Here is a 17,054-nt window from a genome sequence, read left to right as displayed (position 1 = left end):
CCCCCGGCACCCCGCCGGAGGCCTCCGCCTCGCTGACGTTCCACTGCGTGAGCCGCCACAGCGCCCGGAACTCCGCGTTCAGCCGCCCCAGCCGCCGTCGCACCACCGGGTCGTCCCAACGCCCGTTGCGCCGTGCCTCGTCGGCGAGGTCACCGAGCACTCGCCGGCAGGCGACGACCTCGCCCACGAACGCGGTGCCGCGCTCGAAGGACAGCGTGACCATCGTGACCCGCCATCCGTCGTTCTCGTCCCCCACCCGGTTCGCCACAGGCACCCGCACGTCGTCGAGGAACACCTCGGCGAACTCGGCGGACCCGGCGAGGGTCCGCAACGGCCGCACGGTGACCCCCGGCGCGTCCATCGGCATGGCCAGCCAGCTGATGCCCCGGTGTTTCGGCGCCTCCGCGTCCGTGCGCACCAACAGTTCGCACCAGTCGGCGACTTCGGCGTGGGACGTCCAGATCTTGGACCCGTTCACCACGTAGTCGTCGCCGTCCCTGCGCGCACGCGTCCGCAGGGACGCGAGGTCGGAGCCGGCGTCCGGTTCGCTGAAGCCCTGGCACCAGACCTCCTCCCCGCGCAGGATCGGCGGCAGCCACCGCGCCCGCTGTTCGTCCGTGCCCTCGGCGGCGATGGTGGGCCCGGCGTGCAGCAGGCCCACGAAGTTCGCGCCGACGTAGGGCGCGCCGGCCCTCTCGGTCTCCTCCAGGAAGATGAGCCGGACCGTCGGCGAGGCGTCCCAGTGGACGTCGGCGTACCCGGCGTCGTACAGCATCCGCTGCCAGCCGAGGTCGTAGGCCCGGCGGGCGGGCCAGTCGTCCGGGGACGGCTTCGCGGGCAGCGTGGGCAGCACCTTCGTGAGCCATTCGCGCAGCCGCGCCCGGAACTCCTCCTCCTCGGGCGTGTACGACAGGTCCATCAGCGGTCGAGGTCCAGGCCCAGCATGCGGATCGCGTTGCCCCGCATCAGCTTGTGGATCGTCTCGTCGTCGAGGCCCTTCACATGGTCGAGGGCGACCTCCTTGGTGTGCGGGAAGGTCGAGTCGACGTGCGGGTAGTCGGTCTCGAAGGTGGCGTTGTCGCGGCCCACCACGTCCAGCGAGGCGACCCCGTGCTTGTCGCGGAAGAAGCAGCAGTAGATCTGCCGGTAGTAGTACGTCGACGGCGGCTCGGGGATCGTGTCGCGCACCCCGCCCCAGGCGCGGTGTTCCTCCCAGACGTCGTCGGCGCGTTCCAGGGCGTACGGGATCCAGCCCATCTGCCCCTCGGAGTAGGCGAGTTTGAGCGTCGGGAACTTCACCAGGACGCCGCTGAAGAGGTAGTCCATCATCGAGGCCATCGCGTTGTTGAAGCTCAGCGCGGCCTGTACGGCGGGCGGGGCGTCGGGGGAGGCGGCCGGCATCTGCGAGGACGAGCCGATGTGCATGTTGACGACCGTCCCCGTCTCCTGGCAGACCGCGAAGAACGGGTCCCAGTAGCCGGAGTGGATGGACGGCAGCCCGAGGTAGGTGGGGATCTCGGAGAAGGTCACCGCGCGCACCCCGCGCGCGGCGTTGCGCCGGATCTCCGCGACCGCCAGGTCGACGTCCCACAGGGGGATCAGGCACAGCGGGATGAGCCGGCCGCCGCTGTCGCCGCACCACTCCTCGACCATCCAGTCGTTGTAGGCGCGCACGCAGGCCAGCGCGACCTCCTTGTCGTGCGCCTCGGCGAAGGTCTGCCCGCAGAAGCGCGGGAAGGACGGGAAGCAGAGGCTGGCCTCGACGTGGTTGAGGTCCATGTCCTCGAGGCGCGCCTTCGGGTCCCAGCAGCCGCGCCGCATCTGCTCCCGGGTAATGCCCTCCAGGGTCATCTCGTCGCGGTCGAAGCCGACGGCGGCGATGTTGCGCTTGTACGGGAACTTGAGGTCCTCGTAGATCCACCAGTCCGTCGGCGGGCCCTCCGGGTCCATCGTGATCTGGTACTTGCCGCCCACGTAGGCGAGTTCACCGATCCCCGCGGTCAGCGGCTGCGGCCCCCGGTCCCGGTACTTGGCCGGCAGCCACGTGTCGAAGAGGTGCGCGGGCTCGATCACATGGTCGTCGACGCTGATGATGCGGGGCAGTTCGGTCATGGTTCCCCTCCGCCGGACGGTACGTATCTGATGACCCGTCAGATAGCATGTCACCTGACGAGTCGTCAGCCAAGGCAGGGGGCAGACATGACCGAGACCCCGCACACCCTGAGTTCCTCCCGGACGTTGTGGGAGCTGGTGGAGCGCCGCGCACGGCTCACCCCCGAGCGGCCCGTGCTCCTCCAGGACGACCGCACGCTGACCTTCGGCGATCTGCGCACCCGGGCCGAGCGCGTGGCGGCCGGTCTGTACGACATGGGTGTGCGCCCCGGCACGGTGGTCGCCTGGCAGCTGCCGACCCGGATCGAGACGGCCCTGCTCTCCTTCGCACTGGCCCGCCTGGGCGCCGTGCAGACGCCGGTCATCCCCTTCTACCGGGACCGCGAAGTCGGCTTCGCGCTACGGGAGTCGAAGGCGGAGTTCTTCGCCGTGCCGGGCACCTGGCGCGGATTCGACCACACGGAGATGGCCCGGCGGCTCGGCGCCAAGGGTGTCTTCGAGGCGTACGACGACCTGCCGGACGGCGCCCCGGACGTGCTGCCCCCGCCGCCCGCCGAGGGCACCTCCGTGCGCTGGATCTACTGGACCTCCGGCACGACCTCCGACCCCAAGGGCGTGCTGCACACCGACCGTTCACTGATCGCGGGCGGCTCGTGCCTGGCCCACGCCCTGCGCCTGTCGGCCGACGACGTGGGCTCGATGGCCTTCCCCTACGCGCACATCGCCGGGCCCGACTACACGGTGATGCTGCTGCTGTACGGCTTCCCGGCGGTGATGTTCGAGCAGTTCGCGCTGCCGGACGCGCTGGAGGGCTATCGCCGGCACGGGGTGACGGTGGCGGGCGGGTCCACGGCCTTCTACTCGATGTTCCTCGCCGAGCAGCGCAAACAGCCGGGGCGCAAGGTGATACCCACGCTGCGGCTGCTCGCGGGCGGCGGGGCGCCCAAGCCGCCGGAGGTGTACCACGCCGTCGTACGGGAGATGGGCGTGCAGCTCACCCACGGGTACGGCATGACCGAGGTGCCGATGATCACCATGGGGGCGCCGGACGACACCGTGGAGAATCTCGCGACCACCGAGGGACGGCCGCCGGAGGGGATGGAGATACGGGTCGTCGACGGGGAGGTGCGGCTGCGCGGGGAGGCGGTGTGCCAGGGCTATCTTGACCCCGCGCAGACGGCGGAAGTCTTCGACGAGGAGGGGTTCCTGCGTACCGGGGACCTGGGGTTCGTGAAGGACAGCGGGCATCTGGTGCTCACCGGGCGGCTGAAGGACGTGATCATCCGCAAGGGCGAGAACATCTCCGCGAAGGAGATCGAGGATCTGCTGGCCGCGCATCCGGCGGTCGGGGACGTCGCCGTGATCGGGCTGCCGGACGCCGAGCGCGGCGAGCGGGTGTGCGCGGTCGTCGAACGGGCGCCCGGGGCCGAGGAGTTGACCCTGGCCGCCATGACGTCGTACCTGCGCGCGGAAGGGCTGTCCGTGCACAAACTGCCGGAACAGCTGGAGGTGGTGGACGCCCTCCCACGCAACGAGACGCTGCGGAAGGTGCTCAAGTACAAGCTGCGCGAGCGCTACTCGGGGACCGCGGTGGCCGGGAGCGCTACTCGGGCACCGTGAAGTAGCGGGCGAACGCCGGGACGATCTCGGCCTCTCCCACCCTGCCGTCGCCGTCGCCGTCGAGGCCGGCTGCGGCCGCCTCGGCGACGGCCTGGTCGACCCCGAGGACCCGCAGCACGCGCGCGGTGTCGGCGACGGTGGCGGCCCCGTCGCCGTCCGTGTCGGCCACGGCGATCGCCGCGTGCAGGAAGGGGCGGGCGATCTCGGCGAACCGCTCGGGGTTGTCCCGCAGCCGCTTGACCGCGCCGGTGACGAACTCCTCACGCGTGATGCGCTGGTCGCCGTCCCGGTCCGCTATCCCGGCCATGCCCTGCCAGAACGCCTCCGCGCCGGCGTACAGCGCCTGCCCCTTGTCGGAGCGGGCCGCGACGGCGAACTCGGCGAGCAGCGCCTTGGCCGCCGTGCCGAAGTCCTCGCGGTCGATGTAGCCGTTGCCGTCCTGGTCGAAGGTGGCGAACCGGGCGGCGATCCTGCGCTCGTACTCGCTGCTGACCATGTCTTCTCAGGCCGCCTTACTCGCGTCGGGTGCATATATCTGGACGGAGCGTACGACGAGCGGGCCCGCCGGGGCGCGGTGGAGCGGCACTTGTGCCAGGACCGGGTGAATTCCGGGACAACCGTGTGGCAATGACCCGGTGACATCCCCATCACCCGGTGACATGCCATGACCCCCCGTGACGTCCCGTGACATCCGTGACAACCCATGACACCCGGTGGCGCCTACGCCGAGAGCGGGCCGGCCTCCTCGGTGACGGCCTCGTCCAGACCGGCGTACACGTCGAACAGGCGACGCACCCCGAGGGCGCCCAGGACCCGGTTGACATGGGAGCCGTCGACCGCGCCCTGCGCCGGGAGTATGAGGCGCAGGTTGCCGTGGCAGGAGCGGAAGAGCCGGCGGGCGGCGATCAGCACGCCGACGCCGCTGGAGTCGCAGAAGAACACCTCGGAGAGGTCCAGGACGAGACTGTGGCGGCCCTCGGCCACCGCGTCGTGCACCCGCTGCCGCAGCACCGGGGACGACACCAGGTCCAGCTCGCCCGACACACGCAGCACGGCCCAGTCGCCCTGCTCGTCGCCGGTCACATGAAACGTCACCACCATGCCCTTCGCTCGCCGGCCCCCCGCAAACGGAAGCCGTCCCTACGCTTCCTTGCAGCGCGGCTGCCCAGCGGCATTGCCCGCAAACTCCGCGACGAAAACGGAAAGCGATCGAAAGAGGCTTGTTTTAGTCGCCTTCGATCCTGTTCGATCAGTTCTGCACCGGGTAGGCGAACGCCCACTATCACCTGCGGCTCTCTCGGGGGCGCGCATTGCGACAAAGGGGCGTGCGCCGACATGGGTGCCGACTACATTCGAGAAGACGGTGGGCGCACGCTGGGCACAGGCGAGAACACGGGTGAGGGGGGCCGCATGGCGAAGAAGGACGCACCGCCCCGCTGGGACCGCAAGATGCAGCAGCGACTGGCACGCGGTGAGGCGGCCGCGCTCGGCGAGCTCTACGACCGGTTCGCCTCGCTCGTGCACGGCCTCGCCCACCGCGTCCTCGGTGACGAGAGCGCCGCCGACGGCATCACGCGTGACGTCTTCGTCCATGTCTGGGAGCACCCCGAGCGCTACGACCCCAAGGAGGGGCCGCTGCGCACCTGGGTCGCCACGCTGACCCACCGCCTGGCCGTGCAGCGGCTGCGCGCCACGGAGACCGCCGCGCTGGCCCAGGGCACCGGCGGCTCGCCCGAGGAACTGGAACGCAGGGTCCGGCGCGCCTCGGTCGCCGCCCGTGCCGACTACATCGTCACCTCCATGCCCTCTCCGCTGCGTGCCGCGCTGGACCTCGCCTACTTCCAGCGCCGTGACTACCGCCAGACCGCCGCCGACCTCGGCGTCACCGAGGACGAGGCCCGCCGCCGCCTCCGCCTGGGCCTCCAACTCCTGTCCACGGCCCACGACACCGGCACCCCGCCCGAACCCGGGAGTGCGGTGTGAGCGACTTCGAGGAGTACGACGACAACGGCGACGCCGAACACCGGAAGCTTTCCGGAAACGGGGAGGAGAAGCAGGAGCAGGAGCAGCCGGGCGACGGGAACGGCACGGACGCGAAGCGTGAACCGGGAAGCGGCACAGCCGCGGAGGGTGCCGCCGCGCCGCGGATACCCATGCCCCGGGCCTCCGTCGAGGACGGGGAGCTGCCGTTGCCCGCGCCGGTCGCGGTGCCGGTCGTGCTGGAGCATCAGGTGCTGAAGTCGCTGCTCGGCGCCTGGGCGCTGGCCGCGTGCTCGGCGGAGGAGACGGCGGCCGTCGAGGAACACCTGGGCGGCTGCGGCACCTGCGCGGACGAGGCACGGCGGCTGCGTGAGGCCGTGGGCCTGCTGCACCCGCCGGAGAGCCTCGACCTGGACCCCGCGCTGCGCACCCGCGTCCTGGCGGGCTGCCTCGGCCGGCGGCCTCCGCGCATCCCGGTGCCCGAGTGGGCGGCGCCGTACGACGCGGAGACGGCCCGGCTCGACGCCCTGCTGCAGGACATAGGCGACGCCGAGTGGCACGCCCCCGTACGGCTGCGGTGGTTCGAGGGCGACGGGGCGGAGAGCCGCCGTACGACGGTCGCCGGGGTCATCGCCCATCTCCTCTCCGTCGACGGGCTCGTCGCGGTCGCGCTCGGCCTGGAGGACCCCCTCGGCGAGATCGTCGCCGAGGGCCCCACCCCGGCGGCGCGCACCGAGGCGTACTGGCGCACCTCGCACTTCCCGCCGACCCGGGGCATCAGGGCGCCGTGGCGCGAGCAGACCCACGACCTCGTGCGCACCGTCTCCTTCACCGGCGGCTCGGGCTCCGCCCGGCTGGCCGTCTCGTACGGCGACTTCGAACTGCCGCTGCACGACGCGATGCTGGACCGCGCGTTCGAGTGCTGGGTGCACGCGGAGGACATCGCCGAGGCGGTCGACTACCCGTACGAGCCGCCGTCCCCGCGTCATCTGCACCGCATGATCGACCTGGCGGCCCGCATGCTGCCCGCGGTGCTGGCGGAACGCCGGCGGTCGGGGCTGGCCGCGGCCGCGGAGGGCCGCCACCTCGGGGTCGCCGGGTCACCCGGCCGCAGCCTGCGCCTGGAGATCGAGGGTTCGGGCGGCGGCGAGTGGCTGATCCCCCTGGACTCCCCGGCGGCGGTGGGCTCGGAGGAGTTCGAGGTCGCGCATGTGGCCCTGGACGGCGTGGAGTTCTGCCGTTTGGCCGCGGGCCATGTGCCTCCGGCGGAAGCGGCGGCAGGTCAGGTCGGTGACCGGGAGGCGATCAGGGACGTGCTGTTGGCGGCGGCGAGCTTGAGCCGGATGTAGGGGCTGGTTGCGGATTCGTTGGCGACTGCGGGTGATTCGTGGCTGATCGCGCAGTTCCCCGCGCCCCTAAAAGAGCTCAGCTGAACGTGCCTTCAGGGCGCGGGGCTGTAGCGATTTGCGGCTCCGCCGCGTGGGCGCGACCAGCCACGAATCGCCCGCGGCCGCCGACGAACCCAGAACCGCCCGAGCCCCTACGCGAACACAACCGTCCGTCGCCCATTGAGCAGAATCCGCCGCTCCGCATGCCACTTCACGGCCCGCGCCAGCGCCTGGCACTCCACGTCGCGTCCGATCGCCACCAGCTGGTCCGGTGTGACGTCGTGACCCACCCGCTCGACCTCCTGCTCGATGATCGGCCCCTCGTCCAGGTCGGCGGTCACATAGTGCGCCGTCGCCCCGATCAGCTTCACACCCCGCGCATGAGCCTGGTGGTACGGCTTCGCGCCCTTGAAGCTCGGCAGGAAGGAGTGATGGATGTTGATGATCCGCCCGCTGAGCTGCTTGCACAGGTCGTCCGACAGCACCTGCATGTAGCGGGCCAGAACCACCAGCTCCACGTCGTTCTCGCGGACGATCTCCAGCAGCCGCGCCTCCGCGTCGGCCTTCGTCTCCCGCGTCACCGGAATGTGGTGGAAGGGGATGTCGTACGACCCCACCAGCTCCGCGAAGTCCGTGTGGTTGGACACCACTGCCGCGATCTCCACCGGCAGCGCCCCGATCCGCGCCCGGAACAGCAGGTCGTTCAGGCAGTGCCCGAACTTGCTGACCATGAGCACGATCCGCATCTTCTCGTCGGCCTCGTTGATCTGCCAGTCCATGTGGAAGGAGTCACCGATCGCCGCGAAGCTCGCCCGCAGCTTGTCCACCGTGACCGGGGCGTCCGCCGAGAAGTGGACGCGCATGAAGAACAGACCCGTGTCGTGGTCGCCGAACTGCTGGCTGTCCTCGATGTTGCAGCCGGTCATGAAGAGATAGCTCGACACGGCGTGCACGATGCCCTTCTTGTCAGGGCAGGAGAGCGTGAGGACGTACTGGTCGGCGGGGGTCGCCTCGGTTCGGGTGGACTGCTCGTTCATGCCCGCCATGGTCCCACGAGCGGGCCGCCGGGCGGACCCGCGTCCGTCACGCGGACCGCGTCATGATCCGCAGCAGCTCCAGGGTGCGCGGCGGCGTGTCCGGGTCCTCGCCGTCGGCCATCGCCATCCGCACGTGCGCGTCCCGCGCCGCCCGCACCGCGTCCGGCCACCCGGCGTTCTCCATGTACACGGAGACCGGGGCGTCCGGGCCGACCTGGTGCATGATCCGCAGCACCCGCAGCACCGCGGTGTCGACGAGGGCCGCCTCCTGCGAGTCGCGGAAGATCGTGCCGACGTACTTCTCGGCGGACCAGTTGTCCAGCCAGGTGTCCTCGACCAGCCGGTACACGGCGTCGGTGACGTCCCCGTACCCGTCGACCCCGGCCAGCCAGACGTTCTGCTGGAACACCGGGTCGGAGAGCATGTGCAGCGCGGAGCGCACATTGCTGCGCCAGCGCCACCACGGCATGTCGTTCAGTGGCATGCCGCCCATGGTGGATGAGCGACGCCCGCGTCGGGAAGGGTTCTCCGTACCTTGCACGGTCACTGATCGTACGTTCTTCTCATCGGGCCCCTCTCCGGCCCCCGTAATTCACCTTCGCGTCACCACTCGATAACCGAGGGTCACCCCCGGGTTACGGATGTGGCGGAAGCGTGTGTGCCCATGACCGGCAGGCGACGCACCCGCAGCACCTTCCTCCCCACACTCAACCGGCCCGTCAGAGCAACCGTCCGCATGGCGGGGGCCCTGGCCGCGTGCGCGTCCCTCGTCGCAGGATGCGGGGTCATCCCCGGTGCCACGGGGGGCGGCGGGGATGACCCGATCACCGTCATGACCTGGGCCCCGCAGGACACCAGCGCCACCAACAAGCCCGGCATGCCCGCCTTCGCCCAGGCCTACGCCCGCTGGATCAACGCCAAGGGCGGTATCAACGGCCGCAAGCTGAAGGTCCTGACCTGCAACGACCACAACGACAGCGTGGCCGCCGCCAAGTGCGCCCGCGACGCCGTGAAGGCCGGGGTCGTCGCCGTCGTCGGTTCCTACAGTCAGTTCGGCGACTCCTACCTGCCCGACCTGGAGGGCGCCGGCATCCCGTACATAGGCGGGTACGGCGTCACCACCGCCGAGTTCACCAGTCCGCTGTCCTACCCGGTCAACGGCGGGCAGCCCACGCTGCTGGCCGGCCTCGGCAAGGAGCTCGCCACGACCTGCGGCCCCGTGGCGCTGGTACGCGCCGACACCATCGCGGGCGACGAGCTGCCGCCCATGCTCGACGCGGGGCTCGGGGCGGGCGGGCACAAGCCGGCCATCGACCAGCGGGCGGCGGAGGACACCACCGAGTACACGCAGCCGGCGGCCGACGCGCTGGACGCCGCGACCGGCGACCCCACGAAGAAGGGGTGCGTCATCCCCTCGCTCGGGGACGGCACCAGCACCTTCATGGACTCCTTCCAGCGGGCCCGCCAGGGCCGTCCCGCGGTGCGCACCGCGGCCACCCTGGACAGCGTCGACCAGACGGCCATCAACGAGTCCGGCGCGCAGCGGGGCCCGTACGAGGGTGCGTACATCACCGGCTGGTACCCGCCGGCCGGCGACCCGCGCTGGGACGCGATGAAGAAGGTGATCAGCGAGCAGGCCTTCGGGGACAACCGGATCGACGCCGCGGACGCCGGGGTGCAGACGACCTGGATCGCCTACACCGTGCTCACCAAGGTGGTCCAGTCGCTCGGCGGCGGCGACGTGACCTCCGACGCGATCCGCCGGGCCCTGGACGACGGGCTGAGGGTCTCCACCGGCGATCTCACGCCGACCCTGCGGTGGGGCACCCAGGGTCCCCTGGCGAGCATCGGTTTCTCCCGTGTCGTCAACACCGACGTCACCCTCCAGGTCGTCAGGCAGGGTCAGCTGGTGGCGGCGCGCAAGGGCTTCGTGGACACGTCGAGGGCGCTGCAGGACGCGCGGGTCGACTGACCCGCGCGCCGCTCGCTCACAGCTGGGTCGGCCGGCGCTGGGTCAGGCCGTAGGTCTTCGCGATCGCGTTCCACAGATCGGCCGCCTCGGCCTTCTGCTGGCTGGCGGTGCCGCTCGCGCGGTTGCCGGCCGCGGTCTGACCCGTGGTGCGGGCCTGGCCCTTCTTGCAGCCCTTCTTGTTGCCGCCGACCTGGTCGGCCCAGGCCGCGTAGTGGTTGTCGGCCGCCGCGGACGCCTGCCAGGCCCGGGTGAGGGCGGCGGTCAGCTCGGCGTGGTTCGGCAGCTTGTCGACGGACAGGCCGGAGAGGCTGGTGACCAGCTGGGTGCGCTGCTTGGCGGCGTCGCGCAGGTCCGAGGCCGCTCCGTCCAGGTTCCGGCACGCCTTCACGTCGGCGACCGCGCTGATCACCGAGGCCCGGCTGTTGCCGCTGTCGGACAGCAGCTTGTCCAGGGCGACGGCCTGCTGCTTCGCGGGGTCCGCCGCGGACGCCGAGGATCCGCCCGACGCGGGCGCGGTGGCGGAGACGGTCTGGTTCTTGTCCTTGCCGCCGCCACCTCCGCCGAGCATCGCGCCGGCCCCGACGCCGATCACCACGATGCCGATGCCGACGGCCGCGATGAGCGGCACCTTCGACCGGCCACGGCCCCCGCGCGCCTCCTGCGACGGCGGGTAGGAGGCGGGGGGCTGCTGGCCGTACGCCGGCTGGGGCGCCTGCCGGCCGTACGAGGGCGCAGGCTGCTGCCCGTACGGCGGCTGGGCGGCGGGGGGCTGCTCGTAGCGGGGCAGGTGCTGGGTCGCCCCGGCCGGGCTGTCACCGCCCGGGCCGCTGCGGAACAGGTTGTCGAACTCGGCGGGCGGCTGCCGGTCCCCGCCGGGCTGGGCACCGTAGGGGGCCTGATCGGTCACAGGCGGCAGAAACTGCGTGGGCTGCGCGTCCGGACCGGCGGCGGGCATGGGCCCGGCCCCCGCGGGCGGCAGGTACTGCGTGGGCTGCGCGTCCGGACCGGCGGCCGGGTGCGGGGCGTGCGTCTGCGGGCCGTGCCCCGCGAACCCGGCCGCGCCCGTCCCTGCCTGCGGGTCGTGCGCCTGCGCGCCGTGTCCCGGGAACCCGGCCGCTCCGGTCCCCGTCTGCGGGGCGTGCCCCGGGAACCCGGTCGTCCCGGCTCCCGTCGGCCCACCGACCTCGGGCGGCAGCGCGCCCGGGCCGACCGGCGGGATGTACTGGGTCGCGGCCTCGTCGCCGCTCGCCGGGACGGGCGGCAGGAACTGGGTGGCGCCTTCACTGCCGGGCACGGGCGCGCCGGCGGGCATACCGGATCCGGTGACCGGCGGTATGTACTGGGTCGCCCCTTCGTCGGCCGCGGGGGGCAGGGGGGCGCTGAAGCCGCCGGAGCCGGCGGGGGTGCCGTAGCCGTCGTCGGCCGGCGGCAGGGGCTGGGAGGTGGAGGTGGTCCACTGGTCGGGGGCCGCCCAGGACTGGTCCGGCGGGCTCGGCCAGGACTGGGCCGCGGGCGGTGCCGGGGTCTGGTGCTGGTCGGGGCCCCAGGGCGTGCCCCAGGACTGGCCGCCGGGCGGGGCCGCGGCCGGGGTCTGCGGGCCGGCCGGCTGCGGGGCGGCCGGCTGCGGGGCGGAGGAGCCGCCGTGGGAACCGGTGTGACCGCCCGGTGCCGCGGGCTGGGCGTTCAGCATGCCCGGGAGCAAGGGTTCGCCGCCGTCGGAGGGCAGCACGATGCCTTCGCGCGCTTCGCGCGGCGAGGGCTTCTCGCCCTGTCCACTCTGCGTCACCGGGACTCCTACAAATGGGGGACCTTGTGAATCGTCGGCTCACGCTACCGGGTCCCCCGAGCCGGGTGCCACGCAGCTCAGGCCTCAACCTCCTTACCTGTGACAGCGGTAACAGAATCGCTCCGCAGCACGCTCCTTATGTCCACCGCGCGCGCGAATCCGCACGGCAACCGGCCGTTTCCCGCAGCTTCACCCGCTCGGAACCGGCCGGTCGCCCGCCCTCACGCCGCCGCCTGCAACTCCATCCGCGCACCGAACTCCCGCACCACCGGCTCCTCCCGGTACGGCTCGAGCCGCTGCTGGAAGTCCTCCAGGTACTCGGCGCCCCGGTTGGAGCGCAGGGTCTCCAGCAACTCGACCGCCTTGAGGCCGGTGTTGCAGGCCTGTTCGATCTCGCGCTGCTGCACCTGCGCGGTGGCCAGCAGCACGTATCCGATGGCCCGCCTGCGCGCCTTCGTCTCCGGCAGCCCGGCCAGCGACTCCTGCGCGCACCGCGCGGCCGCCTCGGCCTGTCCGAGGTCGCGGTGGCAGTGCGCCAACTCGTCGGCCAGATACGCCTCGTCGAAGTGGGTGATCCACGCCGGGTCGTCCCCGGACTCGGCGTCGGCCGCCTCCAGCGCGCTCACCGCCCGCCCGGACGCCAGCTGGGCCGCCCGCGCGTCGCCCATCAGGGCGTGCCCGCGTGCCTCCGCCGCGAGGAACATCGCCTCCGCGCGCGGGGTGACGCGCCCCCGCGCCCCCTCCTGCGCCGCCCGCGCCAACTGCGCGATCTCCCGCGGGTTTCCGAGCTGCGCGGCGAGGTGGCTCATGGAGGCGGCCAGCACATAGCCGCCGTACCCCCGGTCGCCCGCCGCCTGCGCGAGCCGCAGCGCCTGGATGTAGTACCGCTGGGCCAGGCCCGGTTGGCCGGTGTCGACGGCCATGTACCCGGCGAGCTCGGTGAGTCGGGCGACCGCGGCGAACAGGTCACGGCCCACCGCCTCCCGGTACGACCCCGCCAGCAGCCCGGAGACGACGCTGTTGAGGTAGTGCACGACGACCGGGCGCACATGCCCGCTGCCGTACTGGTGGTCCAGCTCCACGAGGGCCTGGGTCATCGCCCGCACGGCCGCCACGTCGGACTGCCCGACGCGCGGGCCCGCCGAGCGCGCCACCTGCGCGTCCGGTGAGGAGATCAGCCAGTCCCGGCTCGGCTCCACCAGCGCGGACGCGGCGACGGACGAGCCGGACAGGAAGTCCCGCCGCCCGACGTCACTGCGCCACAGCTCGCAGACCTGCTCGATGGCTCCCAGTACCGTCGGCGAGAACTGGAGCCCGACACCCGAGGCGAGGTTCTTGCCGTTGGCCATGCCGATCTCGTCGATCGTGACCGTACGGCCGAGTTTGCGGCCCAGCGCCTCCGCGATGATCGCGGGGGCCCGTCCCCGCGGCTGCTGTCCGCGCAGCCAACGGGCCACGGACGTCTTGTCGTAGCGCAGGTCGAGGCCGTGCTCGGCGCCGCACATGTTGACCCGGCGGGCGAGCCCGGCGTTCGAGCACCCCGCCTCCTGGATGAGCGCCTGCAGCCGTTCGTTCGGCTGCCGCGCGACGAGAGGCCTTGCGGCCATTGGCACTACCCCCTGTGGCTGCGGTGCCTGCCCACGCACCGAGTTGGCGTGTCCTTCCCTGCCGGATCCCCGCCGTGGGGGGCGAAAAGATCCAGCCGGGAAGATCAATGCCCCGCGGACATACCGAAAATGCGAGGCATGCGAGGATTGCCGGGGTAAAAGCTGATGCCGACCCCGCTACTGGCTACCCAGCTCACACCGGAGTTCCTCCTCTGCGCCCCCACGCGTGCACCCATGCGCCCCGATGCGGAATCGTTGCCCCTCCCCCGCGCATGTGGCGCGCGTAACCCCCGGTGATCACTAGAGTTGTGTTCATCGTGGACGAGACCATCGCGGGGCCCGAAGCAGCCCGAATCCCGAAGCAGCGCGGAGAATCGCTGCTGGAGACCGCCGTTCGCTACGCCGAGGAGCGTCACTGGGACGTCTTCCCCGGCACCTGGCTGGAAGCCGTCGACGGGGTGCAGCACTGCTCCTGCGGCGAGGCCGGGTGCGATGCGCCGGGGGCGCATCCCGCGCGTGAGGACTGGGCGACGCAGGCCACGGGCAGCGCGACCGTCGCCCGCCGGATGTGGCAGAAGCAGCCGACGGCGTCGATCCTGCTGCCGACGGGGCGGACCTTCGACGCGATCTCCGTCCCGGAGACGGCCGGGTTCCTGGCGCTCGCCCGCATGGAGCGCATGGAGTTGACGCTGGGTCCCGTGACGTTGACGCCGGACCGCCGGATGCACTTCTTCGTGCTGCCGGGTGCGTCGGCGAAGGTCCCCGACCTGGTACGCAAGCTCGGCTGGTCCCCGTCCTCCCTCGATCTGCTCGCGCTGGGCGAGGGGGCGTACGTGGCCGCGCCCCCCACACGGTACGGATCCCGGGGAGCCGTGCAGTGGGCCTGCCGGCCCACCCCCGCCAACCGGTGGCTGCCGGACGCGGAGGAGCTGATCTCCCCGCTTGCCTATGCGTGCGGTCGGGACCGGTGACCTGACCGTAGGGTTCATGCATGACGTCAGCCGCCGTACGCGTACAGGGTCTCTGGAAACGGTTCGGGCAGCAGGTTGCCGTTGCCGGGATCGATCTGGAGCTGCCCGCGGGGAAGTTCATCGGACTGGTGGGGCCCAACGGGGCCGGCAAGACGACCACCCTCTCCATGGTGACCGGGCTGCTCAGGCCCGATCAGGGGACCGTCGAGGTCGTCGGGCATGACGTGTGGCGCGATCCGGTGGCCGTCAAGGCGCGGATCGGGGTGCTGCCGGAAGGGCTGCGGCTCTTCGAGCGGCTGTCCGGCAGGGAACTGCTCGCCTACTCCGGCCGGTTGCGCGGACTGCCCGGCGCCGAGGTCGACAAGCGGGCCACACAACTGCTCGACGTGCTCGACCTGGCCGGCGCCCAGCACAAGCTCGTCGTCGACTACTCGACCGGTATGCGCAAGAAGATCGGGCTCGCCGCCGCGCTGCTGCACAATCCCGAAGTGCTCTTCCTCGACGAGCCGTTCGAGGGCGTGGACCCGGTGTCCGCGCAGATCATCCGGGGCGTACTGGAGCGGTACACGGCCTCCGGCGCCACCGTCGTCTTCTCCTCCCACGTCATGGAACTCGTCGAGTCCCTGTGCGACTGGGTCGCCGTGATGGCCGCCGGCCGTATCCGCGCCCACGGCCCCCTCGCCGAGGTCCGCGGCGAAGCCCCCTCGCTGCAGCAGGCGTTCCTCCAGCTCGTCGGTGCGGGCGGCCGCGACGCCGGTACCGATCTGGACTGGCTGGGCGGCGGCGCGCGATGACGGGCGACATCACCGGGACCGTCGTACGGCTGAAGCTGTCGCTGCTGAAGAACGGACTGCGGCAGTCCGGGGGCCGGCGGGCCGCGTACGTGGCGTCCGCCGTGGTCGTGCTGCTGTTCGGGGCCCTGCAGCTGCTCGGGCTGATCGCGCTGCGCTGGCACGCGCACGTCGACGCCGTGGTCGTGCTGCTGACGGCCGTGCTGGCGCTGGGCTGGGCGGTGATGCCGCTGTTCTTCCCCGGTGGCGACGAGACGCTCGACCCCACCCGGCTGGTGATGCTGCCGCTGCGGCCCCGGCCGCTGGTGCGGGCACTGCTCGCGGCCTCGCTGGTGGGCATCGGACCGCTGTTCACGCTGCTCCTGCTGACCGGTTCGACGGTCGCGGTCGCGCACGGAGGTGCGGCCTGCGCCGTCGGGGTCGTCGCCGTCGTCCTCGCGCTGCTGGTGTGCGTGGCCCTCGCGCGGGCCGTCGCCGCCGCCAACATCCGCCTGCTGACCAGCCGTAGGGGCCGCGACCTCGCGGTGCTCAGCGGGCTGGTCATCGCGATCGGGGCGCAGCTGGTCAACTTCGGGGCGCAGCGCCTGGGTTCGAGCGGGCTGGCGCAGCTCGCGCCGGTCGGGGACGTGGTGCGGTGGCTGCCGCCCGCGTCGGCGATCGGTGCGGTGCACTCGGTGAGCGAGGGGTCGTACGGCATCGCCATCGCTCAACTCGCGCTCAGCGTCGGGGCGTTGGTGGCGCTGATCGCCGTATGGGCGGGGCATCTGACCCGGCTGATGACCTCGCCCGACGGCTCCACCCTGCAGGCTGACACCGAGCCCGGCCGGCGGGAGCGGACGTCCACGGGGCCGGCCCGGCTGCTGCCCGCCGGGCGGACCGGGACGGTCATGGAGCGCAGCCTGCGGTACGTCTGGCGGGACCCCAAGACCAAGGCCGCCTGGGTGACGTCGCTCGCCATCGGCCTCATCGTGCCGGTGTTCAACGCCCTGCAGGGCACCGGCTCCATCTACTTCGCGTGCTTCGCCGCCGGGATGCTCGGCATCCAGATGTACAACCAGTTCGGGCAGGACACGTCCGCGTTCTGGATGGTGGCGACCACGATCTCCTCCGCGCACGACGCCTACGTCGAGCTGCGCGGGCGGGCGCTGGCACTGCTGGTGATCACCCTGCCGTACGCCACGCTCGTCACGGTCCTCACGACCGCGATGCTCGACGACTGGCCCCGTCTGCCCGAGGTGCTCGGTCTGTCCTTCGCCCTGCTCGGGGCGATGCTGGCCACCGGCGCGTGGACCTCGGCCCGCTTCCCGTACTCCATCCCGCAGGAGGGCCACAAGAACGTCGCCCCCGGCCAGACCGGCCTCGCGTGGATCTCCATCTTCGGCGGCATGGTCTCGGCGGCCCTGCTGTCCTCCCCGGTCATCGCCGTGACGATCTGGGTCAACGTGGTGGAGGACGGCGACACCTGGAGCTGGGTCCTGCTGCCCCTGGGCGCGGCCTACGGGGCGACGGTCACCTGGGCGGGCCTGCGTCTGGCGGCACCGCGCACGGCGGCCCGGCTCCCGGAGATCCTGACGGCGGTGAGCAAGGGGTGAGGGTGAGGGTCAGGCGCTGCTGAGCACTCGTGCGGCGGATCAGGGAGTGCTGAGCACGGAGTCCAGGAACGGCTCGATGGCGGCCCGCCAGGCCTCCGGCTGGTCGTAGTGGACCAGGTGGCCTGCGTCGGCGACCTCCGCGTACTCCCCGCGGGGCAGCACCCGGACCATCTCCTGCGCCTCCGCCCGCCCCAGCTC

Annotated in this window: 15 protein-coding genes and 1 pseudogene; 7 read left to right on the top strand and 9 right to left on the bottom strand. The window is 72.1% G+C overall.

The window, feature by feature from the left end; translation table 11 throughout:
- Both GRC12_RS29085 and GRC12_RS29080 read right to left on the bottom strand, forming a co-directional pair.
- Positions 1-919, bottom strand: a 919-nt coding sequence (locus tag GRC12_RS29085) for an acyl-CoA dehydrogenase family protein (protein WP_208782334.1), incomplete at its 3' end; no start/stop codon positions are given.
- Positions 919-2,112, bottom strand: a complete 1,194-nt coding sequence (locus GRC12_RS29080; RefSeq protein WP_208782333.1) for an amidohydrolase family protein — start codon at positions 2,110-2,112, stop codon at positions 919-921. The genes GRC12_RS29080 and GRC12_RS29085, both read right to left, overlap by 1 nt.
- Positions 2,113-2,199: 87 nt before the next feature.
- Between GRC12_RS29080 and GRC12_RS29075 the strand changes: the two genes are divergently transcribed.
- Entirely contained in the window at positions 2,200-3,732 is a 1,533-nt protein-coding gene (locus GRC12_RS29075; RefSeq protein WP_208782332.1) for a class I adenylate-forming enzyme family protein, read from the top strand.
- On the opposite strand, the gene GRC12_RS29070 is transcribed toward GRC12_RS29075, so the two are convergent.
- Both GRC12_RS29070 and GRC12_RS29065 read right to left on the bottom strand, forming a co-directional pair.
- Positions 3,716-4,228 carry an EF-hand domain-containing protein gene (locus GRC12_RS29070; RefSeq protein WP_208782331.1) on the bottom strand — a complete coding sequence of 171 codons (513 nt, stop codon included), beginning with the start codon at positions 4,226-4,228 and terminating at the stop codon, positions 3,716-3,718. The two genes, GRC12_RS29075 and GRC12_RS29070, sit on opposite strands and share 17 nt — an antisense overlap.
- Before the next feature lie 224 nt (positions 4,229-4,452).
- Positions 4,453-4,833: an STAS domain-containing protein gene (locus GRC12_RS29065; protein WP_208782330.1), complete on the bottom strand. Its 381-nt coding sequence runs from the start codon at positions 4,831-4,833 to the stop codon at positions 4,453-4,455.
- A 309-nt stretch (positions 4,834-5,142) separates the two neighbouring features.
- Between GRC12_RS29065 and GRC12_RS29060 the strand changes: the two genes are divergently transcribed.
- Positions 5,143-5,715, top strand: coding sequence for a sigma-70 family RNA polymerase sigma factor (locus GRC12_RS29060; RefSeq protein WP_208782329.1), 573 nt, complete (start codon positions 5,143-5,145; stop codon positions 5,713-5,715).
- Positions 5,712-7,061, top strand: a complete 1,350-nt coding sequence (locus GRC12_RS29055; protein WP_439959908.1) for a zf-HC2 domain-containing protein — start codon at positions 5,712-5,714, stop codon at positions 7,059-7,061. The genes GRC12_RS29060 and GRC12_RS29055 overlap by 4 nt, the downstream gene beginning before the upstream one ends.
- Positions 7,062-7,252: 191 nt before the next feature.
- On the opposite strand, the gene purU is transcribed toward GRC12_RS29055, so the two are convergent.
- Together purU and GRC12_RS29045 are read right to left on the bottom strand one after the other, a co-directional pair.
- Positions 7,253-8,137, bottom strand: coding sequence for a formyltetrahydrofolate deformylase (purU, locus tag GRC12_RS29050; protein ID WP_208782328.1), 885 nt, complete (start codon positions 8,135-8,137; stop codon positions 7,253-7,255).
- A 46-nt stretch (positions 8,138-8,183) separates the two neighbouring features.
- Positions 8,184-8,684: an SCO4402 family protein gene (locus GRC12_RS29045; protein ID WP_133045583.1), complete on the bottom strand. Its 501-nt coding sequence runs from the start codon at positions 8,682-8,684 to the stop codon at positions 8,184-8,186.
- Between the two features lie 117 nt (positions 8,685-8,801).
- Here GRC12_RS29045 and GRC12_RS29040 point away from each other — a divergent pair, with 117 nt between their 5' ends.
- Positions 8,802-10,109, top strand: a complete 1,308-nt coding sequence (locus GRC12_RS29040; RefSeq protein ID WP_208782327.1) for an ABC transporter substrate-binding protein — start codon at positions 8,802-8,804, stop codon at positions 10,107-10,109.
- Positions 10,110-10,125: 16 nt separating this feature from the next.
- On the opposite strand, the gene GRC12_RS29035 is transcribed toward GRC12_RS29040, so the two are convergent.
- The gene (locus GRC12_RS29035) at positions 10,126-11,895 is read right to left on the bottom strand and encodes a hypothetical protein (RefSeq protein ID WP_208782326.1); all 1,770 of its coding nucleotides are present in this window, start codon (positions 11,893-11,895) and stop codon (positions 10,126-10,128) included.
- Between the two features lie 221 nt (positions 11,896-12,116).
- Complete coding sequence (locus tag GRC12_RS29030; RefSeq protein WP_208782325.1) at positions 12,117-13,502, bottom strand: transcriptional regulator; 1,386 nt, start codon at positions 13,500-13,502, stop codon at positions 12,117-12,119.
- Positions 13,503-13,810: 308 nt separating this feature from the next.
- Here GRC12_RS29030 and GRC12_RS29025 point away from each other — a divergent pair, with 308 nt between their 5' ends.
- The 3 genes from GRC12_RS29025 to GRC12_RS29015 are packed head-to-tail and all read left to right on the top strand — an operon-like array spanning position 13,811 to position 16,856.
- Positions 13,811-14,473, top strand: coding sequence for a bifunctional DNA primase/polymerase (locus GRC12_RS29025; RefSeq protein ID WP_208782324.1), 663 nt, complete (start codon positions 13,811-13,813; stop codon positions 14,471-14,473).
- A gap of 20 nt (positions 14,474-14,493) precedes the next feature.
- Positions 14,494-15,267: an ABC transporter ATP-binding protein gene (locus GRC12_RS29020; RefSeq protein WP_208782323.1), complete on the top strand. Its 774-nt coding sequence runs from the start codon at positions 14,494-14,496 to the stop codon at positions 15,265-15,267.
- Positions 15,264-16,856, top strand: coding sequence for a transporter (locus GRC12_RS29015; protein WP_208782322.1), 1,593 nt, complete (start codon positions 15,264-15,266; stop codon positions 16,854-16,856). The genes GRC12_RS29020 and GRC12_RS29015 overlap by 4 nt, the downstream gene beginning before the upstream one ends.
- A 39-nt stretch (positions 16,857-16,895) precedes the next feature.
- Here GRC12_RS29015 and GRC12_RS45865 read toward each other — a convergent pair.
- A pseudogene (locus GRC12_RS45865) lies at positions 16,896-17,054 on the bottom strand (alpha/beta fold hydrolase); the annotation flags it as partial.

This window comes from Streptomyces griseorubiginosus, from assembly GCF_017614965.1.
Lineage (GTDB): Bacteria > Actinomycetota > Actinomycetes > Streptomycetales > Streptomycetaceae > Streptomyces > Streptomyces griseorubiginosus_B.
The sequence above is the reverse complement of the archived record's forward strand: the minus strand, read 5'-3'. Positions and strand labels throughout refer to the sequence as shown.

What these genes read in the sequence shown, in the direction of transcription:
- GRC12_RS29080 (WP_208782333.1), bottom strand. Translation starts at nt 2,112, where the DNA reads ATGACCGAACTGCCCCGCATCATCAGCGTCGACGACCATGTGATCGAG.
- GRC12_RS29075 (WP_208782332.1), top strand. Translation starts at nt 2,200, where the DNA reads ATGACCGAGACCCCGCACACCCTGAGTTCCTCCCGGACGTTGTGGGAG.
- GRC12_RS29070 (WP_208782331.1), bottom strand. Translation starts at nt 4,228, where the DNA reads ATGGTCAGCAGCGAGTACGAGCGCAGGATCGCCGCCCGGTTCGCCACC.
- GRC12_RS29065 (WP_208782330.1), bottom strand. Translation starts at nt 4,833, where the DNA reads ATGGTGGTGACGTTTCATGTGACCGGCGACGAGCAGGGCGACTGGGCC.
- GRC12_RS29060 (WP_208782329.1), top strand. Translation starts at nt 5,143, where the DNA reads ATGGCGAAGAAGGACGCACCGCCCCGCTGGGACCGCAAGATGCAGCAG.
- purU (WP_208782328.1), bottom strand. Translation starts at nt 8,137, where the DNA reads ATGAACGAGCAGTCCACCCGAACCGAGGCGACCCCCGCCGACCAGTAC.
- GRC12_RS29040 (WP_208782327.1), top strand. Translation starts at nt 8,802, where the DNA reads ATGACCGGCAGGCGACGCACCCGCAGCACCTTCCTCCCCACACTCAAC.
- GRC12_RS29030 (WP_208782325.1), bottom strand. Translation starts at nt 13,502, where the DNA reads ATGGCCGCAAGGCCTCTCGTCGCGCGGCAGCCGAACGAACGGCTGCAG.
- GRC12_RS29020 (WP_208782323.1), top strand. Translation starts at nt 14,494, where the DNA reads ATGACGTCAGCCGCCGTACGCGTACAGGGTCTCTGGAAACGGTTCGGG.
- GRC12_RS29015 (WP_208782322.1), top strand. Translation starts at nt 15,264, where the DNA reads ATGACGGGCGACATCACCGGGACCGTCGTACGGCTGAAGCTGTCGCTG.